10 protein-coding genes are annotated in these 21,945 nt (G+C 39.6%); 7 read left to right on the top strand and 3 right to left on the bottom strand.

Annotated elements, in window-relative coordinates; translation table 11 throughout:
• Positions 1 to 228 precede the first annotated feature (228 nt).
• Together VF06_RS14310 and VF06_RS14305 are read left to right on the top strand one after the other, a co-directional pair.
• Positions 229 to 6,156, top strand: coding sequence for a trifunctional serine/threonine-protein kinase/ATP-binding protein/sensor histidine kinase (locus VF06_RS14310; protein ID WP_099072459.1), 5,928 nt, complete (start codon positions 229 to 231; stop codon positions 6,154 to 6,156).
• A gap of 147 nt (positions 6,157 to 6,303) precedes the next feature.
• Positions 6,304 to 8,223: a sensor histidine kinase gene (locus tag VF06_RS14305; RefSeq protein WP_099072458.1), complete on the top strand. Its 1,920-nt coding sequence runs from the start codon at positions 6,304 to 6,306 to the stop codon at positions 8,221 to 8,223.
• A gap of 18 nt (positions 8,224 to 8,241) precedes the next feature.
• Here the strand turns inward: VF06_RS14305 and VF06_RS14300 are convergent, their stop codons facing one another.
• Positions 8,242 to 11,010 carry a zinc-dependent metalloprotease gene (locus tag VF06_RS14300; protein WP_099072457.1) on the bottom strand — a complete coding sequence of 923 codons (2,769 nt, stop codon included), beginning with the start codon at positions 11,008 to 11,010 and terminating at the stop codon, positions 8,242 to 8,244.
• A 1,024-nt stretch (positions 11,011 to 12,034) separates the two neighbouring features.
• On the opposite strand from VF06_RS14300, the gene VF06_RS14295 reads away from it, so the two are divergent.
• Positions 12,035 to 12,430 (top strand): hypothetical protein, encoded by a 396-nt coding sequence (locus VF06_RS14295; RefSeq protein WP_099072456.1) that lies wholly within the window; start codon positions 12,035 to 12,037, stop codon positions 12,428 to 12,430.
• Positions 12,431 to 13,363: 933 nt separating this feature from the next.
• The gene (locus VF06_RS14290) at positions 13,364 to 14,797 is read left to right on the top strand and encodes an AAA-like domain-containing protein (RefSeq protein WP_099066891.1); all 1,434 of its coding nucleotides are present in this window, start codon (positions 13,364 to 13,366) and stop codon (positions 14,795 to 14,797) included.
• Positions 14,798 to 15,331: 534 nt separating this feature from the next.
• Here VF06_RS14290 and purH read toward each other — a convergent pair.
• Positions 15,332 to 16,852, bottom strand: coding sequence for a bifunctional phosphoribosylaminoimidazolecarboxamide formyltransferase/IMP cyclohydrolase (purH, locus tag VF06_RS14285; RefSeq protein WP_099066890.1), 1,521 nt, complete (start codon positions 16,850 to 16,852; stop codon positions 15,332 to 15,334).
• Between the two features lie 392 nt (positions 16,853 to 17,244).
• Here purH and VF06_RS14280 point away from each other — a divergent pair, with 392 nt between their 5' ends.
• The 3 genes from VF06_RS14280 (at position 17,245) to VF06_RS14270 (ending at position 21,078) form a co-directional block, all read left to right on the top strand.
• Entirely contained in the window at positions 17,245 to 18,030 is a 786-nt protein-coding gene (locus VF06_RS14280; protein ID WP_180267500.1) for an RNA ligase family protein, read from the top strand.
• Positions 18,031 to 18,197: 167 nt separating this feature from the next.
• A complete protein-coding gene (locus VF06_RS14275; RefSeq protein WP_099066888.1) occupies positions 18,198 to 19,340 on the top strand; it encodes an AAA family ATPase in 1,143 nt (380 codons plus the stop codon).
• A 403-nt stretch (positions 19,341 to 19,743) separates the two neighbouring features.
• Positions 19,744 to 21,078, top strand: coding sequence for a cytochrome P450 (locus VF06_RS14270; protein ID WP_099066887.1), 1,335 nt, complete (start codon positions 19,744 to 19,746; stop codon positions 21,076 to 21,078).
• A gap of 257 nt (positions 21,079 to 21,335) precedes the next feature.
• Here the strand turns inward: VF06_RS14270 and VF06_RS14265 are convergent, their stop codons facing one another.
• Positions 21,336 to 21,881, bottom strand: coding sequence for a hypothetical protein (locus VF06_RS14265; RefSeq protein ID WP_099066886.1), 546 nt, complete (start codon positions 21,879 to 21,881; stop codon positions 21,336 to 21,338).
• Between the last annotated feature and the right edge of the window lie 64 nt (positions 21,882 to 21,945).

Genomic DNA, 21,945 nt, shown 5'->3' with positions numbered 1-21,945 from the left:
CCCCTTTACCCCTTGCCCTTTACCCCTTCCCCTTTTCCCCTTCMCCTTTACCCCTTACCCTTTACCCCTTACCCTTTACCCCTTACCCTTTACCCCTTCCCCTTTTCCCCCCCAAGTTGCCTTGGTGAACCACTAGGTCTACGCTCAAAATCAAACTGAGTTAGCCAAACCTGATATTTGGGCAAACTACTGGAAATAAATAGCTGATTTCACAAGAGTTGAGCGAGCATGGATACAGCAGTTAAGGATATAGTTCAGCTTCTAAACTATCAAATTACCGAACAACTTTATACGAGCTTTAGAACGCTGGTTTACCGCGCAATTCGACAAGACGATCGACTTCCGGTAATTATCAAACTGCTTCATCAGGAGTATCCTACCTTCAGCGAACTCCTTCAGTTTCGCAATCAGTATACTATTGCGAAAAATCTCGACCTTCCAGGTGTTGTTCGTCCCTACAGTTTAGAACCCTATGGCAATAGCTATGCTTTGGTAATGGAGGATTTCGGTGGTATTTCTCTGAGGAAATGGATGAAAACAGCAATGGAGAGTAATCCAAATTTCTTGGAAGAGTTTTTAGAGATTGCCATTGCTTTGAGTGAAATTCTCGACGGACTTTATCGCCATCGGGTAATCCACAAAGATATTAAGCCAGCCAACATTCTCATCAATCCGCAAACTAAGCAAGTTAAGTTAATAGATTTTAGCATTGCCTCGCTTTTGCCCAGAGAAACCCAGGAAATTCAAAATCCTAATGTCTTAGAAGGAACTCTCGTCTACCTTTCCCCCGAACAAACTGGACGAATGAATCGCGCAATTGACCACCGCAGCGATTACTACTCGCTAGGAATTACATTTTATGAATTACTGACTGGAGAGGTACCTTTTCAATCTAGCGATGCGATGGAGTTGGTTCATTGTCACATCGCCAAGCAGCCAGATCAATTCAAAATTCAAGTTGCGCTTCTAGCGCACCAAAGGTGCGACTCAAAAATCAAAAATCAAGAACCTGTTCCTTTGGTTCTGTGTGATATTGTGATGAAATTGATGGCGAAGAATGCTGAGGAACGCTATCAGAGTGCATTAGGACTGAAATATGATTTAGAAGTTTGTCGGCGTCAACTGCAAGAAATTGGACAGATTGAGAGATTTGAATTAGGTAAACGGGACATATGCGATCGCTTTATCATCCCTGAAAAACTCTACGGTCGGCAAGCTGAAGTTGAAACTTTACTCGATGCATTTGAGAGAGTCAGTCAGGGAAGCACTGAGATTATGTTAGTTGCAGGCTTCTCTGGAATTGGCAAAACAGCTGTGGTTAATGAAGTCCACAAGCCAATTGTCCGCCAACGGGGTTATTTTATTAAAGGTAAATTTGACCAATTCCAGCGCAATATCCCTTTCTCTGCTTTTGTACAAGCTTTTCGAGACTTGATGACACAACTGCTGAGTGAAAGTGACACTCAACTCGAACAGTGGAAGTCCAAGCTTCTCAAAGCCTTGGGTGAAAACGGACAAGTGATGATTGAGGTGATTCCAGAACTGGAAAGCCTGATTGGTAAACAGCCTCCTGCGCCGGAACTTTCAGCAAGTGCAGCCCAAAATCGCTTCAATTTGCTGTTCTTGAAATTCACTCAAGTATTCGCTGCACCAGAACATCCCTTGGTGATGTTCATTGATGATTTACAATGGGCGGATTCTGCTTCTTTAAAGTTGATGCACTTGTTAATGAGTGAAGCTGAAATGGGCTATCTACTATTAATTGGTGCTTACCGCGATAACGAAGTTCATCCAGCGCATCCACTACTACTAACTTTAGATGAAATTCAAAAGTTAGGCGCTAGAGTCAATACAATTACTTTAGCTCCTTTAGATGAAATATCTGTCAATCATTTGGTTGCAGATACATTGAGTTGTTCTTTGGAATTGGCAGCACCGTTAGCAGACTTGGTATTGAGCAAAACCAAAGGCAATCCTTTCTTCTGCACCCAATTTCTCAAAGCGCTACATCAAGAACGATTCATTATATTTAATTTTGCGGGCGGCTATTGGGAATGCGACCTCGCAAAAGTGCGATCGCTTTCTCTTACTGATGATGTTGTAGAATTCATGGCAATTCAACTCCAAAAGTTACCAAAACAAACTCAAGAAGTCTTGAAATTAGCAGCTTGTATCGGTAACCAATTTGATTTGGCAACATTGGCAATTGTCCATGAAAAATCCCAAATAGAAACAGCCGCAGATTTTTGGAAAGCCGTGCAAGATGGCTTAATTATTCCCATCAATGAAGTTTACAAGTTTTATCAAGAAGACTCAGAATTAGAAATTGCAAATTCCCAATTTTCCAATTATGATTATCCTCACTCCTGTTCTTACAAATTTCTTCACGATCGCGTCCAACAAGCAGCTTATTCACTGATTCCTGAATCTCAAAAGCAAGCTACTCATTTAAAAATTGGACAATTACTTTTAAAAAGTACATCCTCTGAAGAAATTGAAGCCAATATTTTTGATATCGTCAATCAATTCAATGAGGGAATTGATATCATTGATGAACAATTTCAACGATGTCAACTCGCTGAACTAAATTTAATTGCCGGCAAGAAAGCAAAAGCTTCCACTGCTTATAAGGCAGCTGTTAAATATTTCACATTAGGCAGAGAATTACTAACAGAAGATAGTTGGCAAACTCACTACCAACTCACCTTTCAATTATATAGAGAAGCTGGAGAATGCGAATATTTAATTGGCAATTTTCAAGAAACAGAGAAACTCTTTGATGTGGCTTTAAACCGCAGTCAAGATAAATTTCATCAAGCAGAGATTTACGGCATTCAAATGTACCTGAAAATGACTCAGGGTGAAAATATAGAAGCTGGCTTTGCTTGTGGACTTAAAGGTTTGAGCATCATGGGGATGAATCTTCCCGTAACTGCACAAGAACAGCAAGTAGCTATTGATGCTGAAATTAAAGAATTAAAAGCTAAACTCTTAGCGATTCGTCCGGTAGATTTATTTGATTTGCCTGAGATGACAGATCCAGTAAAAAAAGTTTGTATGAGTCTTTTAGCTGACCTTTGGGCAGCAGCTTATATGGGAGGACATCAAAATCTGTCTGCTTTGATTCCCCTATTAATGATTAGTCTATCCTTGAGTTATGGCAATGCCGAAAGTTCTGGTTTTGCTTATTGTTTGTATGGCATGAGTTTAGCGAACCAAGGAAACTATCAAACTGCTTATGAATTTGGCAAATTAGCACTCAAACTCGATCGCCACTTCAATAGTAGCCAATTTATTCCCAAAACAAATAATATTTTTGCCCATACAATTAACCCCTATCATCAACATTTAAAAACGAACTTACCCATTTCTGGACAATCATTTCAAGTGTCTCAAGAAACTGGAAATTTAGTGTTTGGCGTTTGGGCAGTTTCATTTTATATTTGGGCGATGTTAATTAAAGGCGATCGCCTTTCAGATATCTATACTGAAACTGAGAAATATTTGGGCTACGTACAACAAGTAAATGATGTCAATATGCTGTATGCATTTACTTTACAACGGCAGTTTCTCTTAAATTTACAAGGCATGTTGGAAATTACTGATTTCTGGGATCGCGACCACGAAGTAGATATTCCTTACATCAAAATTTGGCAACAAAAGCGTAACTTTGAACATGGAATTAACTGGTATTGTTTTCTCAAAATCCAATTATCTTATCTTTATGGCCGATATAAAGATGGAATTCAAGCGGCAAAAGAAGCTGAAAAAACTCTACCTAGTAACTCTGGGTTTTTTCCAATTATTCAATATCATTTCTATTATCCACTGACCTTGGCAGCCATTTATCCCAATGCAACATCTAATGAGAAAAAACAGTATTGGGAAATTATGCAACAACATCAACAAATGCAGAAAAATTGGGCGAATAATTGCCCGAAAAACTTTTTGCATAGATATCTATTGTTATCTGCGGAAATGGCAAGAATTTCTGGCAAGTATATGAACGCCATCGAATTATACGATCGCGCCATTGCCAAAGCGCAGAAAAACGAATATCTCAACGAAGAAGCACTTGCTAATGAACTCGCAGCCAAGTTTTATCTGGAATGGGGCAAAGAACGCATTGCCCAAGAGTATTTGATTAATGCCTACTATTGTTATGCTCGTTGGGATGCTAAAGCAAAAATCGATGACTTAGAACAACGCTATCCCCGACTTCTAGCACCGATTTTACGACAAACGCCATTGCCGGTTACATCCAATGACACCATTAGTAATAATCACTTTGCTACATGGCATTCTACCCTCGGTAAATCCCTCACTTCTAGTAGCAATGGAGCATTGATGCTAGATATGACAACAGTTATCAAAGCTTCTCAGACACTTTCTGGAGAAATTGAGTTAGAGAAATTACTTAGTAAACTGCTTTCTGTGGTGATTGAAAATGCAGGGGCACAGAAATGTGTGTTGCTACTCGTCAAAGAAGAGACATTACTCGTTGAAGGAACTGCTGAAGTTGGGCAGCAATCAACTGTCCTGCAATCGATCCCAATTGAAGATAGCAATGACGTTCCTTGCAGCCTAATTTATGCTGTTAAACGCAATCTCCAGCCTAGTGTCATTATTGATACAGCAATGTATTCCACGTTAATTGCCGATCCCTATATCATCCGGCAGCAACCTAAAAGTTTGTTGTGTATGCCAATTCTCCACCAAGGCAAACTATTGGGGATTTTGTACCTAGAGAATAATTTAACTACTGGGGCATTTACGAACGATCGCGTAGAAATTCTGAATCTATTATGCACTCAACTTGCCATCTCTCTGGAAAACGCACGTTTGTATCAACAAGCACAAGATACCTTAAAAAACCTTGGACGAACCCAACAATTTTTGCGGTTAATTATTGACAACGTTCCCCAGTCAGTTTTTTGGAAAGACCTCAATAGCGTTTATTTGGGTTGTAACCGTAATTTTGCTGAGGCGGCCGGTCTAAAATCGCCAGAAGATATTGTTGGTAAAAACGACTATGAACTTCCCTGGCCTGATGAAGACTCGGATTGGTATGTAAAATGCGATCGCCGCATTATGGAATCTGGACAAGCAGAACTGAACATTATTGAAACATGGCAGCGAGCAGATGGTAAACAAAGCTGGTCGAATACAAATAAAATTCCCCTACGAGATAAAGAGGGAAATGTTTTTGGCATCCTTGCTACTAGTGAAGATATCACCGAACGTGAGGAAGCAGAAAAATTGTTACAACAGCAAAAACAACAATTAGAACAAGCATTGCAAGAACTCCAAACAATGCAATTGCAATTAGTTCAAAATGAAAAAATGTCCGCCTTGGGAAATTTAGTAGCGGGTGTTGCTCATGAAATAAACAATCCTATTGGCTTTATTGCCGGTAACATTGAACCAGCTAAAGATTATGTTCAAGAGTTATTTGGGCTAATTAACCTTTACCAAGAAAAATTTCCCCAACCCGGTTCAGAAATTGAAGACGAAATTCATGCGATGGATTTAAATTATTTACGCGAAGATTTGCCGAAATTACTGGACTCGATGAAATTGGGTGTTAGCCGTATCCGCAGTATCAGCAATAGTCTGAGAACCTTTTCTAGAGCCGATCAAGATTATAAAGTTCCCTTTGACGTTCATGAAGGCATTGATAGCACAATTTTGATTCTCAGACATCGTTTAAAAGCTAACGAAAACCGTCCGGGAATTGAAATAGTCAAAGATTACGGTCAATTACCTTTGGTGGAATGTTTTGCCGGACAACTCAATCAAGTGTTTATGAATTTGTTAGCAAATGCCATTGATGCACTGGAAGAATATAACGCCGGACGGACTCTAGAAGAAATTTTAGCTAACCCCAATTGTATTACTATACAAACACGTGTAGCAGAATCAGGGGAGCGGGTTTTAATTAAGATTGCTGACAATGGTGTAGGGATGTCACCGGAAGTTCAACAAAAAGTTTTCGACCATCTTTTTACTACTAAACCTGTGGGTAAAGGTACAGGCTTGGGATTAGCCATTGCCCGTCAAATTATCGTAGAAGGACATGGTGGTTCGCTCTCCTGCACTTCTGAACTTGGGCGAGGGACAGAATTTGTTATTCAAATTTCTACTCAACAAAGTTAAAAAGTAAAAAATCATTGGTATTTGGTGTTTTGGGACTTCCAAGTAAAAAAATATTCACCCATAAGACTGTTGACTGTTGACTGTTGACTGTGAACGGTCAATAACCTGAACTAGAACAATTTATTTTTAACTTGGAGACAACCAAGTATGATACTTAAATTATGCAAAAGCTGGTTGAAAATCAACCTCAAAAAGTATATCAAGAATGAGAAAAATTACTTTTCATTGAAATGGCGATCGCGAAATTTACTCTTATTATCACTTGTGGTGATTCTGTCCATTAGTATTAGTGTTACTGCTATTACTAGTTACAACTTTGTTAAAGGATTATTATTAGATAGCCTCAAGCAGCAAGCATTATTAAAAACACAAAAAGGCGAGGAAGATATTGATAATTGGTTAGCCATTCGGAAGACAGAAATTAAGACTTTGGCAAATTCAATTGTGGTGCGATCGCTAGATTGGTCATTGATGGAACCTTATTTACAATCTGAGTTAAAGCGGCTACAAACCTTTTTACTCATGGCCTCCGTTAAACCAGATGGCACATTAAGAAATACTCAAGGAGATGTTCTTGATGTTCGAGACCGAGAATTTTTCCAACGGAGTATTACAGGTGAAACAGTAGCAGCCGATCCAATTATTGGACGCACAACCAATCAATTACAAATTCAAATTAGTTCTCCGATTCCTGACAAAACAGGTACAAAAACAGCAGGTGTATTAATGGGAGGAATTCCCATTAACCGAGTTATTGAAGTAGTCAACAATTTACATCAAGGCAAGGGTAGCTATGCCTTTGCGCTCAATTCCCAAGGAGTTCCCATCGCCCATCCCGATACGCGACTAATTGGCACACCTGAAAAAGCCGCCAAGAGTTTCCTCAATTCCGCCAATCCCCGGTTAGTTGAAATTACTCAACGAATGGTGTCTAAACGTACAAATATTGAATTAGCTCAACTAGATGGCAAATGGAACTATGTTGCTTACACTCCCTTGAGAGAAGCAAATTGGTCGATCGCTTTGATTGTGCCACAAGAAAATATTGAATCGCCATTGCAAGCGTTGAATATCTTGGCTACGGTTTTGGGAGGATTGCTAATAGTTGGTTTGATTAGTGCATGGCGACAGTTGCAATTATATGAAGAGATTCGCCAACGTGCCTTAATTTCTAGCCAGCAGGCGCAGCAACTCAGCAACACCCTCACAGAACTGCAAAATACCCAAGCCCAACTCATCCACACCGAAAAAATGTCTGGCTTGGGACAACTGGTTGCTGGGGTGGCACATGAAATCAATAATCCTGTGAATTTTATTCATGCTAATCTCAACCATGCCAGTGAATACACTAAAGGTATCCTCGATTTGCTAAAGCTTTACGAACAAACTTATCCAAACCCCACACCAGAAATTAGCGAACTAACACAAGACTTGGATATTGAGTTTCTGGCGGAAGATTTACCCAAGCTAATGACATCAATGCAAGTGGGAACCAAGCGCATTCGTCAAATTGTGCTGTCTCTGCGTAACTTCTCCCGCCTTGATGAGGCAGACATGAAAATGGTAGATATCCATGAAGGATTAGACAACACCCTGATGATTCTCAATCATCGCCTGACAGCCACACCCGAACGCTCAGAAATTGAAATTATTAGGAAATACGGCGATTTACCCCAAATAGAATGTTATGCTGGACAACTGAATCAAGTGTTTATGAATGTTTTAGTCAATGCCATAGACGCGCTAGAAGCAGCCAGCGAAGAACGTAAATTACAAACTTTGAAAACTAACCCAAATCATATTAGGATCCAAACCCAACTTGATAAATTAACTCAGGACGCCATTGTTCAGATTTACGATAATGGCATTGGCATGTGTGATGAAGTCAAGCGACGAGTATTTGACCACATGTTTACTACTAAACCAGTGGGTAAAGGAATCGGATTAGGAATGGCCATCGCCTATGAAATTGTCGTCGAAAAACATGCAGGAAGCATTCAAGTTAATTCTACTCTAGGACGTGAAACAGAATTTACTATCCGTATTCCTTTAATAAGTAAAAAGTAATTTTTCAACTAAAATCGATCAATGACTAATGACTAATGATTTCAATGCTTTATTGATGCGATCGCCAGAAGCTTGTAAGTGGGCTAAGGTATAAATATCGATGTTTTCACTTAGTTGTTTGAGTCTGATATCTATGGCTGTTTGCAATTGTCGCAATTCATACCACGCCAGTGTCCGGCCATCTTCAGGGGCATCAATAGTATGCAACATCATCCCTAGCAAAATATTTAGATACTCTTGTTGTAATGAACGCCGGATACTAGAAATTGGCTTGAATTCTCCAGGGTTTAAAACTTCTGTCCAGATGGTTGTTTGTAGGGTGTGAAATAATTCTGGAATCGATAGTGCTTCCCCAGGCTGAGTTTTTAATTCTATATCTTGTAAACGATTTAAGCGATGGCCATCTAATAGCGATCGCAATATCGCAGTTTGAAAACTCAAAATGCGATGGTGAATCGGATAATCAAGGCGATAATTCGGCGCAAAACTACCCCAATGTTGCCAACGCGATGGCGCTAATTGATTCAATAATTCTCCTGAGAAATTAAAAGCATTTTCACCAAATACATATTCTTGTAATTTAGTCAACGCTTGACGTTGCTTTAATAATGAAACTGGTACAAATGCCCAGGATGTATCATCACCAGCATGGAGACGCCGAAAGGATTGCCCAGCAATGTATTGAGAGAGTAATTTCGCATTACTAAAATAATATCCAAGTATTCTATCGAACAAAATACGCAGGTTACTGTAACTTTCTCCTGGTGATAGATAACCCTTTTCGAGGCGCTGCAACATCACGCGGGCGTTATCCATTTGCCACTGGGAATAAACCAGCACATCATTACTCATATCCCAAACATTTGCTAAGGGATTAATATCTGAAATATCTTCATCTGTTGCGTAAGATAATTCTGGTTGTGGTGAAGCCAAGGCAATGTTTTCCAAAAAAGTTTTTTCCATTTCTGGAATCATTGGTTCAATTTTTGCCAATGCATTGATTTTGTAACCATACTCTATGGCCCATTCGTCATAGGGCCCCACAATTTCCGGAAAGTAGTCACCTTGTTCTACTCCCTGCGGTGCTACATTCACGGGTAAATAGTCCATCACCGAACCAACTAAACCTTTAGTGTGAGTGATTTCTGTGTTATTTAATTCTTGAGGCGCTAACATGGCGCTACCGTGAAAGTTATGGCGCAAACCAAGGGTATGCCCGACTTCATGAGCAATCAGAGAACGCAAATATTGATGCACATATTCTTCCATAGCTGCACTACTCGGTGTGGTGTTTTGCAAAATGGACAAGGTTAACGCCCCCATAGTTGCTTGATTTACAAACCCCATACCATAGCAGACATCAGAATTTTGTTGTGAATTCAACACTTGAGAGTTAGCAGTGTCCCACTGTAAACCGCCACCAATCAACTTTTTTCCCCACTCCCTACTTTTCTCTGGTAAATCTTCACCAATGCATGGGGAATTTAATTTTTTATTGTTTGACTCTACGTAGGTGTGATATGTTTGGCGAATTGAGCGCACCATATTAGCGTCCACAATAATATCTGCATCCAATATTTCGCCGGTGAGTGGGTTGACGCGAGTCGGCCCTCTAGCAAAACCTCCGTCCAGAGAATTGAACCAGCGAATAGTGTTATAGCGTACATCTGCTGGTTGCCAATCAGCATCATCTGGCATTTGTTTGACTTCAATGGCATTTTGGAATCCAGCTTTTTCAAATGCTTTATTCCACATCAATACGCCTTCTTTGATTGCATCCCGATACTCTAGTGGTACAGCGTTTTCAATCCAAAAGACAATTGGTTTTTTGGGTGGAGATAAAGAAGCGTTGGGGTCGGATGGTTCTAAATGCCAACGATTAATGTAACGGACAAATTCTTCTTGAGAGTGATTGTTAGAAAAATTTTGAAAGGCTGTAATAAAATATCCTACTCTGTCATCGGCAAGTCTAGGAATGTAATCGTTGTTTTCTCTTAGTTGGGAAAAACTGTAGTGTACCTTGAGAGTGAGCGCCCTGCTATCGGGTACGCTGACTAAATCTGCTCCTTCTCGTGAAGAAAAACCATAAATAGAATCAATCTCTATGTTTTCGGGGAAGCTGTTAACATCACCAAAATAAGACTTGCTTGGTTCTAAGTAATAATCAGCTTGTAACGAGTATTTTAATAGAGGAGTTAATCCTGGAAAGTCCTGCATTAAGAGGTTATCCAGGTCAATGATAATATTTTTACTAAAGGGATGAATACCATCTATTGGCAGCGAATAAAGAATTGAATCACTAAAGGAACGAGCAAGCGATCGCTGTTCCGATTTACTTTCTGTACGAAATTTTACATTCCTGATGACAAAATGTAATTTGTTGTTGATTCTTTGGAAATAAAATAGAAAATCTGCCAGTGGCAATCCACTATAAATACCCTTTTCACCAATACCTGATTCTAATGTTACTGTGGCTAAATAGTTTTTATTTAACTGCTCCGGTTGAATTTCTAAGTAAATTTTATCTAATTCACTATTGCTATAAATTGTGAAGAGTCCCTCTAGTTTCTCTGAGGTTTTAGCTATTTGAATAAATCGCAGAAAATCTTCTTTACTACTGTTGCCAAAATTATTGTCAGCACTTGCTAAATTTTCAATTACTGGGAATGTATTAAATGACTGCAAATCAATATTTTCAAGTTGGTTTGCTGCTGCGTAATCCGTTACTAGTAACAAGTTGCACAGTAAAACTAAAAAGATTGCTAATTTTGCGACCCAGTATTTCATCCTTTGGCTTTCCGGCTGAAACAGTTATCGTGTTGAGAAAATGTAGACTAAATGTGCAAATAGCCTAAAAGTAATGTGACTTTTGATTACTATTAGTAACTCTTCAGTAATTATGTGTTTTGAGAAGAAATTATTTACACAGGAGTTATCTATGTCTGAAGATAAATAATTTCTATATCTAAAGACACATGTTTTTTTAAACTATATCTTGTATTTAAAGCCAAATGTAGCACTAAAATTGTATTGGCTGCTACATTTGCCACAGTAAGAAATTTAAAGTATGAGTTATATAAATGTGGTGTAACTCGATCAATCGGCGTATTTCCCAACAATATTGCTAATTTCACCCATTGTTAGGTTATGGTGGTTATTGTGTCCTAACATCAAACTTGCTTTTGTGGTAGATTCTTGACTTAGCAAGCTTTCAGAGTATTTTCTACAAATTTACACAGAAATCTTTTGTTGAGATCTAAAATTCAAAATGTTATTGAGTTTGATGATTTCCCTCAAATCATCAGACTCTAGTAATCCTAAATGATTTGTGAAATCTTACTGCCCAAGTTGTTGTTTGACTACAGTTGACAATCAACACTCAACAGTTAACAGTCATCAATAGACTTCTTGCATAAGTCGGGAAAGGGGGAAAGGTTTTGTGTTTTCCCTTTCCCCAATAAAGATGCACCACTTTTTCCATCTCTTGCAAAAGTGCTTTTTGCAAGAGGTATAATGCCTACTTTACATTTACCAAACAGGTAGATATTTTTAAAATTCAAATATTATTTCCATAGCATTGGTATAGCTGTGTCGATTTAATTTTTGGAAAACTAGGATTTTTCAAAATCAGATTTTTTGCTGAATTCTCTACTCTTCTCTGTTTCCTTCATTGAATTTCAAAAATCGCCTCTTCCCCAGGATTTAAAAAGCTGAGATTTTTCAGAAGTAATGAGATATGCCTTTTGTTAGAAGGATAATTGATTTTTTATCGTTAGTCTTTATCTGTACTGAAAAAAGCAACTTAATTCTCATGACAAATTTGATTTCTAACGCCATTGTTCATATCAGTTCTTTGCTTCAAGGACTTCAGGTAAAACGTTTTTTAGCTGTTGTCTTAGTTGGTTTTCTAGTGCTGACGACGAATATTACTTCTGGGTACAGTAACCAAGACTTAGGCCAGAGAGTTCGTCAACAGCTAGAGCAAGATGACGCTCAAAGACCAAAAACAACAGGCCAGTGGAATAGAGAAGCTCGTGAAACCGAAGGCTCTCCTGGCGAACGGCTTCAAAGAATTGGAAAACAATCAGGAGAAGCCTTTAAACAATTTGGCTCTGGTTATGTAGAGGGTGCAAAAGAAACTGCTCGCGATGTCCGGGATAGTGCAGCACAGACTGGTAGAGATCTCTCCAACCAAGTTCAACGCTAAATTCTATCTGAAAACTGCTACATAGTAGGCAACAAGCTTAGTACCAACTGCCATATAGGACTCATATTTGATTTGGAGAAATACACGTAGGGTTAGGCGTCAGCCATAATGTATGATTCATGACTTTTGATGCGCCGCTTGGCGACAATACACCATACACATACTTAGATTTTTTCAAAAATCAAATTGGATTCCTATATCTACAGTTTTTGAGTTCGATGGAATACAAGACATTGCTAGGGTAACAGTAATACTGTTACCCTATACTTATTACATTTAAAACATAAATTTTGGTACTTAGTACACTACTACGTAAGTAGTTAGAAAGTCAAATCTGCCATCGCTTTTTTGAATTTTGTTGGATTTATCTGTATTTCAAAATTTAGATTAATACCAAATAAGTTAGTTAAATAAATTTAGATAATATCTTAGCAAGATAAGCATAAATAATATTATTTATATAAAGTATATTATTTTAATCAAAAGTAATAAAATATACTCTATTAAAAACAATTAGCACTTAATATCCGAGTTACTCGTACTCGTACAATGATAATATATTACATATAATTTTCAGTACAATATTAATTTTTATTTGAAAAAAGAAAATATTTTTTTCAAATTCTAGACCCTTTGAGCTTTATTTTTGGGCATTAGATAAGGGATATTTTCAGATTAATGTTTCCAAATAACCCGGCCGCTTAAGTAAAAAACAAGTAGTATAAGAATCGCAGATTACTGTAAAGCTAATTGATAGCTATGTTTTTTTGTACTCACTTACTTAGCAATGTTAGTCAAAATCTAGGTAATTTTTTTGACTAAAGATTAAGTATTTAATAACATTCAAATAACAGTTGAATAACCATTTTAAAACATGGAACAATAAAGAAATACGAAGACAGTTAATAAAAAAGTAGATTCATAGATAGCGATATGAAACAATTTAAGGGCACGCGAAAGCGGGGACTTGTGCTAACTCCTGCTGGATTGCAGCGCTTACAAGGGGCGATTTTAGCTGTAGAAAAGAAACAAAACAAAGGCGATCGCTTTACTCTAGAACAATTACGGGTGCGGATGAATGTTTCTACGAAAACTCTCAGCCGACTATGGTCTTTGAATACAGGCGTAGATCAAAAAACCCTAAAATTATGCTTTAGTGCCTTTAATCTACAATTACGCAGCACAGACTATACAATCTTGAGCGAACCGAATAATACTCAAACTCATCAAAGTCTCTCGTTGAGCGGGGATACAGAAGAAGTAAATTCTTCGCAGCCTTCATACACAGAGTTATTTGTGAATCAAGACTCCGAACAATTGGAAAATCTTTGGTCGTATCCAGATGGCCCTGTAGCTCTAGATTCGCCTTTTTACGTCGAACGCCCCCCCATTGAGGAGCTAGTTTATCGAGAAGTCACTCAACCAAGCTCTGCGATTTGGATTCGAGCGCCGAGAGAGATGGGTAAAAGCTCTTTAGTGCTGCGGTTGTTGGCTTTTGCACAGATGCAAGGTTATCACACAGTGAACTTGAACTGTAACCAAATCGATACCAGCTATCTGACAGATTTAAACAAGCTTTTGCGTTGTCTTTGCTGGCGAGTTGCAACAGAATTAGGTATTGACCCAAAGTTAGATGATAACTGGAATGAAGAAATCGGATGTCAATTTAGTTATCTTTTATACCTCAAAAAGTATTTGCTCCAGCAGGTTGAAAACCCTGTAGTTTTTGTATTAAATGACGTTGATAGCTTTTTTGAACATCCTGAAGTTGCTCAGCATTTATTTGCTTGTTTCCGTTCTTGGTATGAAGCTGCACGACAAGATAGCAACTTGCAGAAATTGAGGCTAGTGGTGGTTTATTCCACTGAAGTCTATGTATGGCAAAATATTAACCACTCGCCATTAAATATAGGGCTGCCTATTCGTCTAAATGAATTTACTAAAGAGCAAGTCAAATATTTAGCCCAAAGACATGGGTTAAATTGGTCTAGCGATCGGGAGGTTAGGCGACTGATGTCGCTGGTGGGGGGACATCCAGCATTAGTTAGAATTGGTTTGTATTATCTGTGCTGTCAAGCAATCACCTTAGAAAATCTCATAGAAGAGGCCATGGCTAATGGTGGCATTTACCGCTACCATTTATGGCGACACTGGTCAATACTTCAAGAAAAACCTCATTTAGCCAAAGCATACGCCAGAGTAGTGACCAAAAAGGAAAACATTTCTCTCAATCCCATTGATACTCATAAACTCGAAAGCTTGGGGTTGATCCGTTACCAAGGCGATCGCATTGTACCGCGCTGCGAACTCTACCGCACTTACTTTGAAAAGCAACTATCCACATTGCAAATAATTAAAGGTTTGTAGTAAGGACTTTAGTCCTTAATATGAAGTATTTAGGCCAATTTTTATACTAAAAAAGCGTCCGGGAGTGTTGCCGTGTTTCCACCCCAGACGCTTTTTATTTTTAACTTGCTCCTCACACACAACTAAAAGATATCACTGGTGCAATCAAAATGCAGGTGTAGTAAGTGACACTTTCAAAACTGCACCACAATCTAAATTTCTAAACAAAAATTAAAAAGCGCCTGGGAGTGTTGCCGTGTTTCCACCCCAAACGCTTTTTATTTTTAACTTGCTCCTCACACACAACTAAAGAATATCACCACTTTTATGAAAAGGCAAGTATGTTGAATAACAATTTATTAAAGTTTTATAACAAAGTGGAATTTTTTTATATACAAATTAAAAAGCGTCTGGGAGTGTTGCCGTGTTTCCACCCCAAACGCTTTTTATTTTTAACTTGCTCCTCACACACAACTAAAACATATCATTGCTTCCATGAAAGAGCAAGTATTTTGAGTGACAGTTTTAAAACTGCACTCAATTAGTGTGAAGAAGTTAGTGTAAAAAGTGACGTACACCAGTTAAGACCATGAGTAAACCCAAGTCGTTAGCGGCTTTGATGGAATCTTTATCGCGCAAACTTCCGCCTGGTTGAACAATGGCTGTAATTCCGGCGGCGGCGGCTGTTTTCACGGAATCATCGAAGGGGAAAAATCCATCGCTAGCCAGAGTTGCGCCTTTGGCTTTTTCACCGGCTTGTTCTAAGGCAATTTTCACTGAGCCGACGCGGTTCATTTGACCAGCACCTACTCCTAGTGTAGTGCGATCGCTTGTGACAACGATGGCATTAGATTTCACATGTTTGCAAACCTTCCAAGCAAACAGCAACTCTGCTAATTCATCGTTAGTGGGTTGGCGTTCGGTGACCACTTGCCATTGGCTGGTATCAGCAATGATGTCATCGCTAGTTTGGACGAGAAAACCACCCGCGATCGCTTTTACTGTTTCTTTAGGCCCAGTGTTCAAATTTGGTAAAATCAAAACTCGCACGTTAGATTTCTTGCCTAAAATTTCTTGAGCTTCCGCTTCACAACCTGGTGCAACCACGCATTCTAAAAATGTTTTAGTTAACTCGCTGGCTGTGGCCGCATCTATGGGGTGGTTGAGTGCCACAATTCCACCAAAGGCAGAGGTGGAATCAGCATTGAAAGCTTTTTGATAGGCTTCTGAAATACTGTTTCCCAATGCCGTACCACAGGGATTTGTGTGTTTAATAATCGTTGCTGCTGGGGTATCAGTAAATTCTGCAATAATTCGGCGTGCAGCTTCCAAATCAACTAAGTTATTGTAACTGAGTTCTTTGCCTTGGAGTTTAGTCGCGGCTGCCCATCCCGTTGGCGTCGCACCAGTTTGATACCAAGCGGCTGGTTGGTGGGGGTTTTCGCCGTAACGCAGAGATTGTAATTGTGTGCCGCTAAGATTGTAGTTTTGTGTGCCTGCGAGATAAGATGCTATCGCTTGATCGTAGCTAGCAGTATGTAAAAATCCTTTTAAAGCTGCCTTTTGGCGAAATTCTAATGATGCTTCGCCGTTATTTTGCCGCAATTCCTCTAAATACTCGTTATATTGTGCCGGGTCGCATAATACAGTTAAATGGGCAAAGTTTTTCGATGATGCCCGCAACATTGCCGGGCCACCGATATCAATCTGTTCAACAGCTTCAGCTAATGTTACCCCTGGTTTAGCGATGGTTTCCTCAAAAGGATAAAGATTTACCACTACTAAATCAATCGGGCGAATTTGGTTATTTTCTAAATCTGTAATATCTTGGGGAACATCCCGCCGTGCCAAAATTCCGCCGTGAATTCGGGGATGCAGCGTTTTAACTCGACCCCCTAAAATTTCTGGCGAACCTGTATAATCAGCAACCTTAGTAACTGGGAGTCCAGCATCTTTGAGTGCCTGGGCTGTTCCCCCACTGCTGATTAAATCAAAGTCGAATTCTTCAACCAAACTACGGGCTAGGTCAATTAAGTTAGTTTTATTAGATACACTCAGCAGTGCTAGACGCGCCATGTCTCAATTCCTTAAGAGTATGCTGGGAGCGAAGGATCTCAAGTTTTGCATAACCCTTGGCTTACTTCAAGACCATTAGCAGGAAATTTCAAATCATCTCAAGGTGGGATTTCACGTTGATGGTTGACTGTTGAGAGTTGACCGCATCGGGGAAGGAATGCTTTTTACTGACAATTTTTCATAAATGCTTGTTTCCGGAAATGCTACCTCAAACTGTGGAGTCTATGTATTATAGAAATAATATTCTGGTACAAGTATATGTAGTCTCTGGTGTCAATCAAATTTAGTCAATGGCGAATAATAACAATCCTGAGATAACAGCTTCTAGGATACCTACTTATTCGTGAAAATCCGCTACGAAATTATTTGATTGCAATCACCGAGATAAAATCATGGAACAAATTTATAAATATCCGCGTACCCATCACATTGAAGGGTCGCGGTTGCAAGCTGGGGATGAAGACCTCAATAGCATTCCTTTTAGTGCTATCAAAAATCAATATGTAGTAGTTGAAGAAAAAGTTGACGGCGCAAATGCAGCTATTAGCTTTACAGATGATGGGCAAATTCGACTGCAAAGCCGGGGACACTATTTAACTGGTGGGGCGCGAGAAAAACACTTTAATTTGTTTAAACAGTGGGCGCACACCCACGCAGCAAAATTTTGGGAAGTTTTGGGAAGTCGTTTTATTCTGTTTGGAGAATGGCTGTATGCCAAGCACACGGTGTTTTACGATGCTTTACCGCACTACTTTCTAGAGTACGATGTTCTGGATTTAGACAATCAAGTATTTCTCAGCACTAAAAACCGTCAGCAGTTACTTGCTGGCTTACCTGTGGTTTCAGTACCCATATTGTTTGCTGGTGAACTCCAATCTTACAAACAGCTGATTGAATTGGTGGGTGAGTCGCACTATCAAACTCCCGGACACTTGCAACGTTTTGAGCAAATTTGCCAAGAACTGGGGCTTGATATTGGGCGTTCCCTCAAACAAACTGACCAAAGTTCTTTGATGGAAGGTTTATACATCAAAGTTGAGGCGGGAGATATCGTTACTCATCGCTATAAATATGTGCGTTCGAGCTTTTTAACAACCATTCTGCAATCAGATGGACATTGGCTCAATCGTCCGATTATACCAAATCAGCTATGTGTTGGTGCTGATTTGTTCGGATAACTTTGGGGCATTAGTAACATCTTCCCCATACCCCATTCCCAAAAACTTTATCCTTGAGTTTTTGCCTAAGTCCCATTCAATTCTGAATTCTGACTTCTGACTCCTGAATTCTGACTCCTGAATTCTGAATTCTGACTCCTGACTCCTGAATTCTTTCTATTAGGAATATGAATACTGTGTTGCAATCTTGGTCTTTTCCTTATTGTCCCTGTGAAAGCGATTGGTCGATAGATTGGCCAGCATTGGAAGCAGAATTTGATTGGTTGCGATCGCTTGCTGATTGTCCCCAAGATCAGCGCTACCATGCTGAAGGTAATGTTCTCATCCATACCAAATTGGTATGCGAGGCATTAGTGGCATTACCCCAATGGCGGGCATTACCAACTGAAGAACGTTCTGTGTTGTTTGCTGCGGCTTTGCTGCACGATGTTGCCAAACCTGCTGCTACACAAATAGAAGCAGATGGTTGCATTACCTCAAAAGGTCATGTACTCCAAGGTGCAAAAATGGCACGGGAGATTCTCTGGAATTTGCATATACCCTTCCATCAACGGGAAGCGATTGTGGCTTTGGTAAAATACGGCAGCTTACCCTTGTGGTTTTGGGACAAACCCAACCCAGAACGCGCAGTCATTAAAACGAGTCAAGTTATTCGTTGCGATTTGCTGAGTTTGTTGGCAGAAGCAGACGTTAAGGGACGTTACTGCAATGACCAAGCAAACTTATTCGAGAAAATCGAGTTTTTTCGGGAATTTTGCCAAGAAAATCACTGTTTTGACCAGCCGCGAGTATTTCCATCAGCACACAGTCGGTTTGTTTATTTTCAAAAAGAAGATGGTAACCCAGATTATGCAGCTTATGACGATACGCGCTTTCAGGTGGTGATGATGTCAGGATTACCAGGTGCGGGAAAAGATACTTGGATTAAACAAAATCTTCCCGACTGGCAGATAATTTCTTTAGATAAACTGCGGAATTCAATGGGGATCGACCCAGAAGAAAATCAAGGTGCAGTGGTAAATGCAGCCAAAGCAATGGCTAAAGAATATATGCGAGATGGACAATCTTTTGTTTGGAATGCGACTAACATCAGCCGCCAACTGCGGGGGATGCTAGTTCGTTTCTTTGCCACTTATCAAGCCAGCATTCGCATTGTATATTTGGAAGCACCTTGGAAAGAATTGCTGAGAAGAAACACCCATCGCACCGCCAAACTGCCAGAAAAAGTACTTTCTCGCTTGAAAACGCGCCTAGAAGTCCCCGATGTTACCGAAGCACATACAGTAGATTGGGTAGTGGAAGAATTTTAACCTTTTGCCTAGTCGGTTAAGTGATTAAAAAATCTGACTTGATTATTATCGTAGCGATCGCACCTCTTAAAATCAATACGGTTCGGTTAAAGGGGAAAGGGGAAAGGTTTCAAATACATCCTTTACCCCTTAACCTTTTCTCAGACCACAAGGGAATAGGTTAGATTTTCCCTTGCCTGTGCGTAAGTCCTGGGGAAGTTCATACTGCTTATCCGAACCGTATTACTCTTAAAATGAATTAGGTAGGTCGTCGTGAATATTTATCGTCAGGATAGGCGGGAGGCAGGTTTTGTTTGTGTAAACGTGGTTTCTAACCGTCCGTTTGGCGTTAAGTTCAAACCAATGCCCATTTTCTACTCCCCACTTTCAAATCAATGCTAATTACTGTTGGAGGAACTCAAATATGGGGCAGCTAAAACCCGCCGACGAAATCCCTGGTTCCTATGGTTTGCCTTTCTTGGGCGAGACTTTGGAAATATTCCGCGATTTAGAACTGTATCTATGGCGACGATTTCATCAGTATGGTTCAGTTTTTAAGACTAGAGTGTTGGGACATAAACGCGCTTATTTAATTGGGCCTGATGCTAATCGCCTAGTCTTGGTAGAACAAGCAGAAAATATGTCATCGCGGATAGGTTGGTATTTTCTCGAACCTACATTTGGTAACAATATTTTATTGCAAGACGGCGAAGAACATCGGCTAACTCGTCGCTTAATGTATCCAGCATTTCATGGAAAGGCGATCGCTACATATTTCGACATAATTCAAAATATAGTAGAAGAATTCCTCAAAGATTGGGGAGAACAAGGAACAATTTCTTTAAATTCTAGTTTTCGTAAGTTAACTTTAAGAGTTGCTAGTCGCTTGTTTTTGGGAAGTCAAAACAAAACCGAAGTAGAACAAACTAGTCAGTGGTTTACACAATTAATTGATAGCAGTTTGGCAATATTTAAATGGAATGTTCCTTTTACTTTATATGGTCGCGGTCAAAGTGCCAGAAGTAAATTAGTAGCTTTTTTAAATCAAGTTATTGCCCAGCGTATCAAAGAAGGTAATTTAGAAGCATCAAAAGACGTTTTGGGATTACTGCTAGCCGCTGTTGATGAAGACGGCAATAAATTGAGCCAAGCACAGGTAATTAACGAAGCATTATTACTGCTATTTGCAGGACATGAAACCACAGCTTCTTTGCTGAGTTGGGTAATATTTGAATTAGGTCATCGGCCTGAATGGCGAGAAAGACTGCGTCAAGAACAGTTAGCAGTTGTGGGAAATAATCCTTTAACTCTGTCTCACCTCAAACAATTTCCAGAGTTAATGAACGTCCTCAAAGAAACAGAACGCCTTTATCCTCCAGTGTATGCCTATAATCGTGGCGTCCTCAAAGATATTGAGTATGCAGGCTATCGCATTCCTGCTGGCTGGTTTGTGACAATTTCCCCAATGCTGACTCACCGTCTACCAGAACTCTACGCCGATCCCCATCGCTTCGACCCCGACCGCTTTGCACCCCCTCGCGAAGAAGATAAAAAGCATCCTTTTGCACTAATCGGTTTTGGTGGTGGTTCCCACAGTTGCTTAGGCATGGAATTTGCCCAAATGGAAATGAAAATTGTGCTTTCTACACTACTTCGCCATTACGATTGGACAGTAAAACCAGATTATTCTGAGGTTACTCCATATTGTAAAGCTTCTAAAGTTAAAGATACTCTAGAAGCATATATTACAGCGCTTTGATGTTTTTTTGTGTTGCTAATTTAATGTATGAAACTTACCAAAACGTTTGTAGAGACCTAAAATTTTACCTCTCTTTGATGGCAAGTCTATAGGACTTACGCAAGAACTCTCTGAAACTCTGATTTCTCCGTGTCCTCTGTCTTGAAAAGTTCAGATGCCTGCGGCAACCCCTTCGGTGTACGCCGGAAGCCGGCGCTCCGACTTTTCGCTGCGTCCTCTGCGGTTCGATTTTCCGTTAAGAGTGCGTAAGTCCTAGTCTACTGTCTAGCTGCTGCTATCAAATGCTGATGCACTAAATACTCAAACTGATAAAGATAGGCAGCAACAATTACTTGAATGAACATGGAAATTGTCGGCAAATGCGGTAGTTCATTTTTAAATACAGTTAATAAATTAAATAAATCAGGAGATGGCATAAAAAGCCCCAAAAGACCAGATGCTATTACTATTGAGAGAATATTCACCGACCAACCATATAATCCTTCCCACCAACTGAGAAAACTGGGTAAAACTCCTGGGGTTGCTTCTGTTTCCGTGACTCGACTTTCTGGGAAGAAGTTATCTAAAAACCGATGCAGCCAATGGTGAACAAATGCTACCACTATGATGGGGGAAAGTTGCGCTACCAAGCTAAATAAATAGATGAACTTGAGAAAAATTACCCTGGGTAGTAAATTAATGAGCATGAAAATAATCATTCCCAGATAGGCGATCGCATACTGTAAACCAATTATTAATAGAATAAGAGCGATCGCATTTACCCAAAACCGGGGGGTAGGAATCCAAGAAGGCCAATTTTGCATAAATTTTTTTTAGAATGTTTGAAAAGCTGTAATCCTAGCTGAATTTCAAGATTGTTATGAAGTT

The organism is Nostoc linckia z4, assembly GCF_002608075.1.
Lineage (GTDB): Bacteria > Cyanobacteriota > Cyanobacteriia > Cyanobacteriales > Nostocaceae > Nostoc > Nostoc linckia.
The sequence above is the reverse complement of the archived record's forward strand: the minus strand, read 5'-3'. Positions and strand labels throughout refer to the sequence as shown.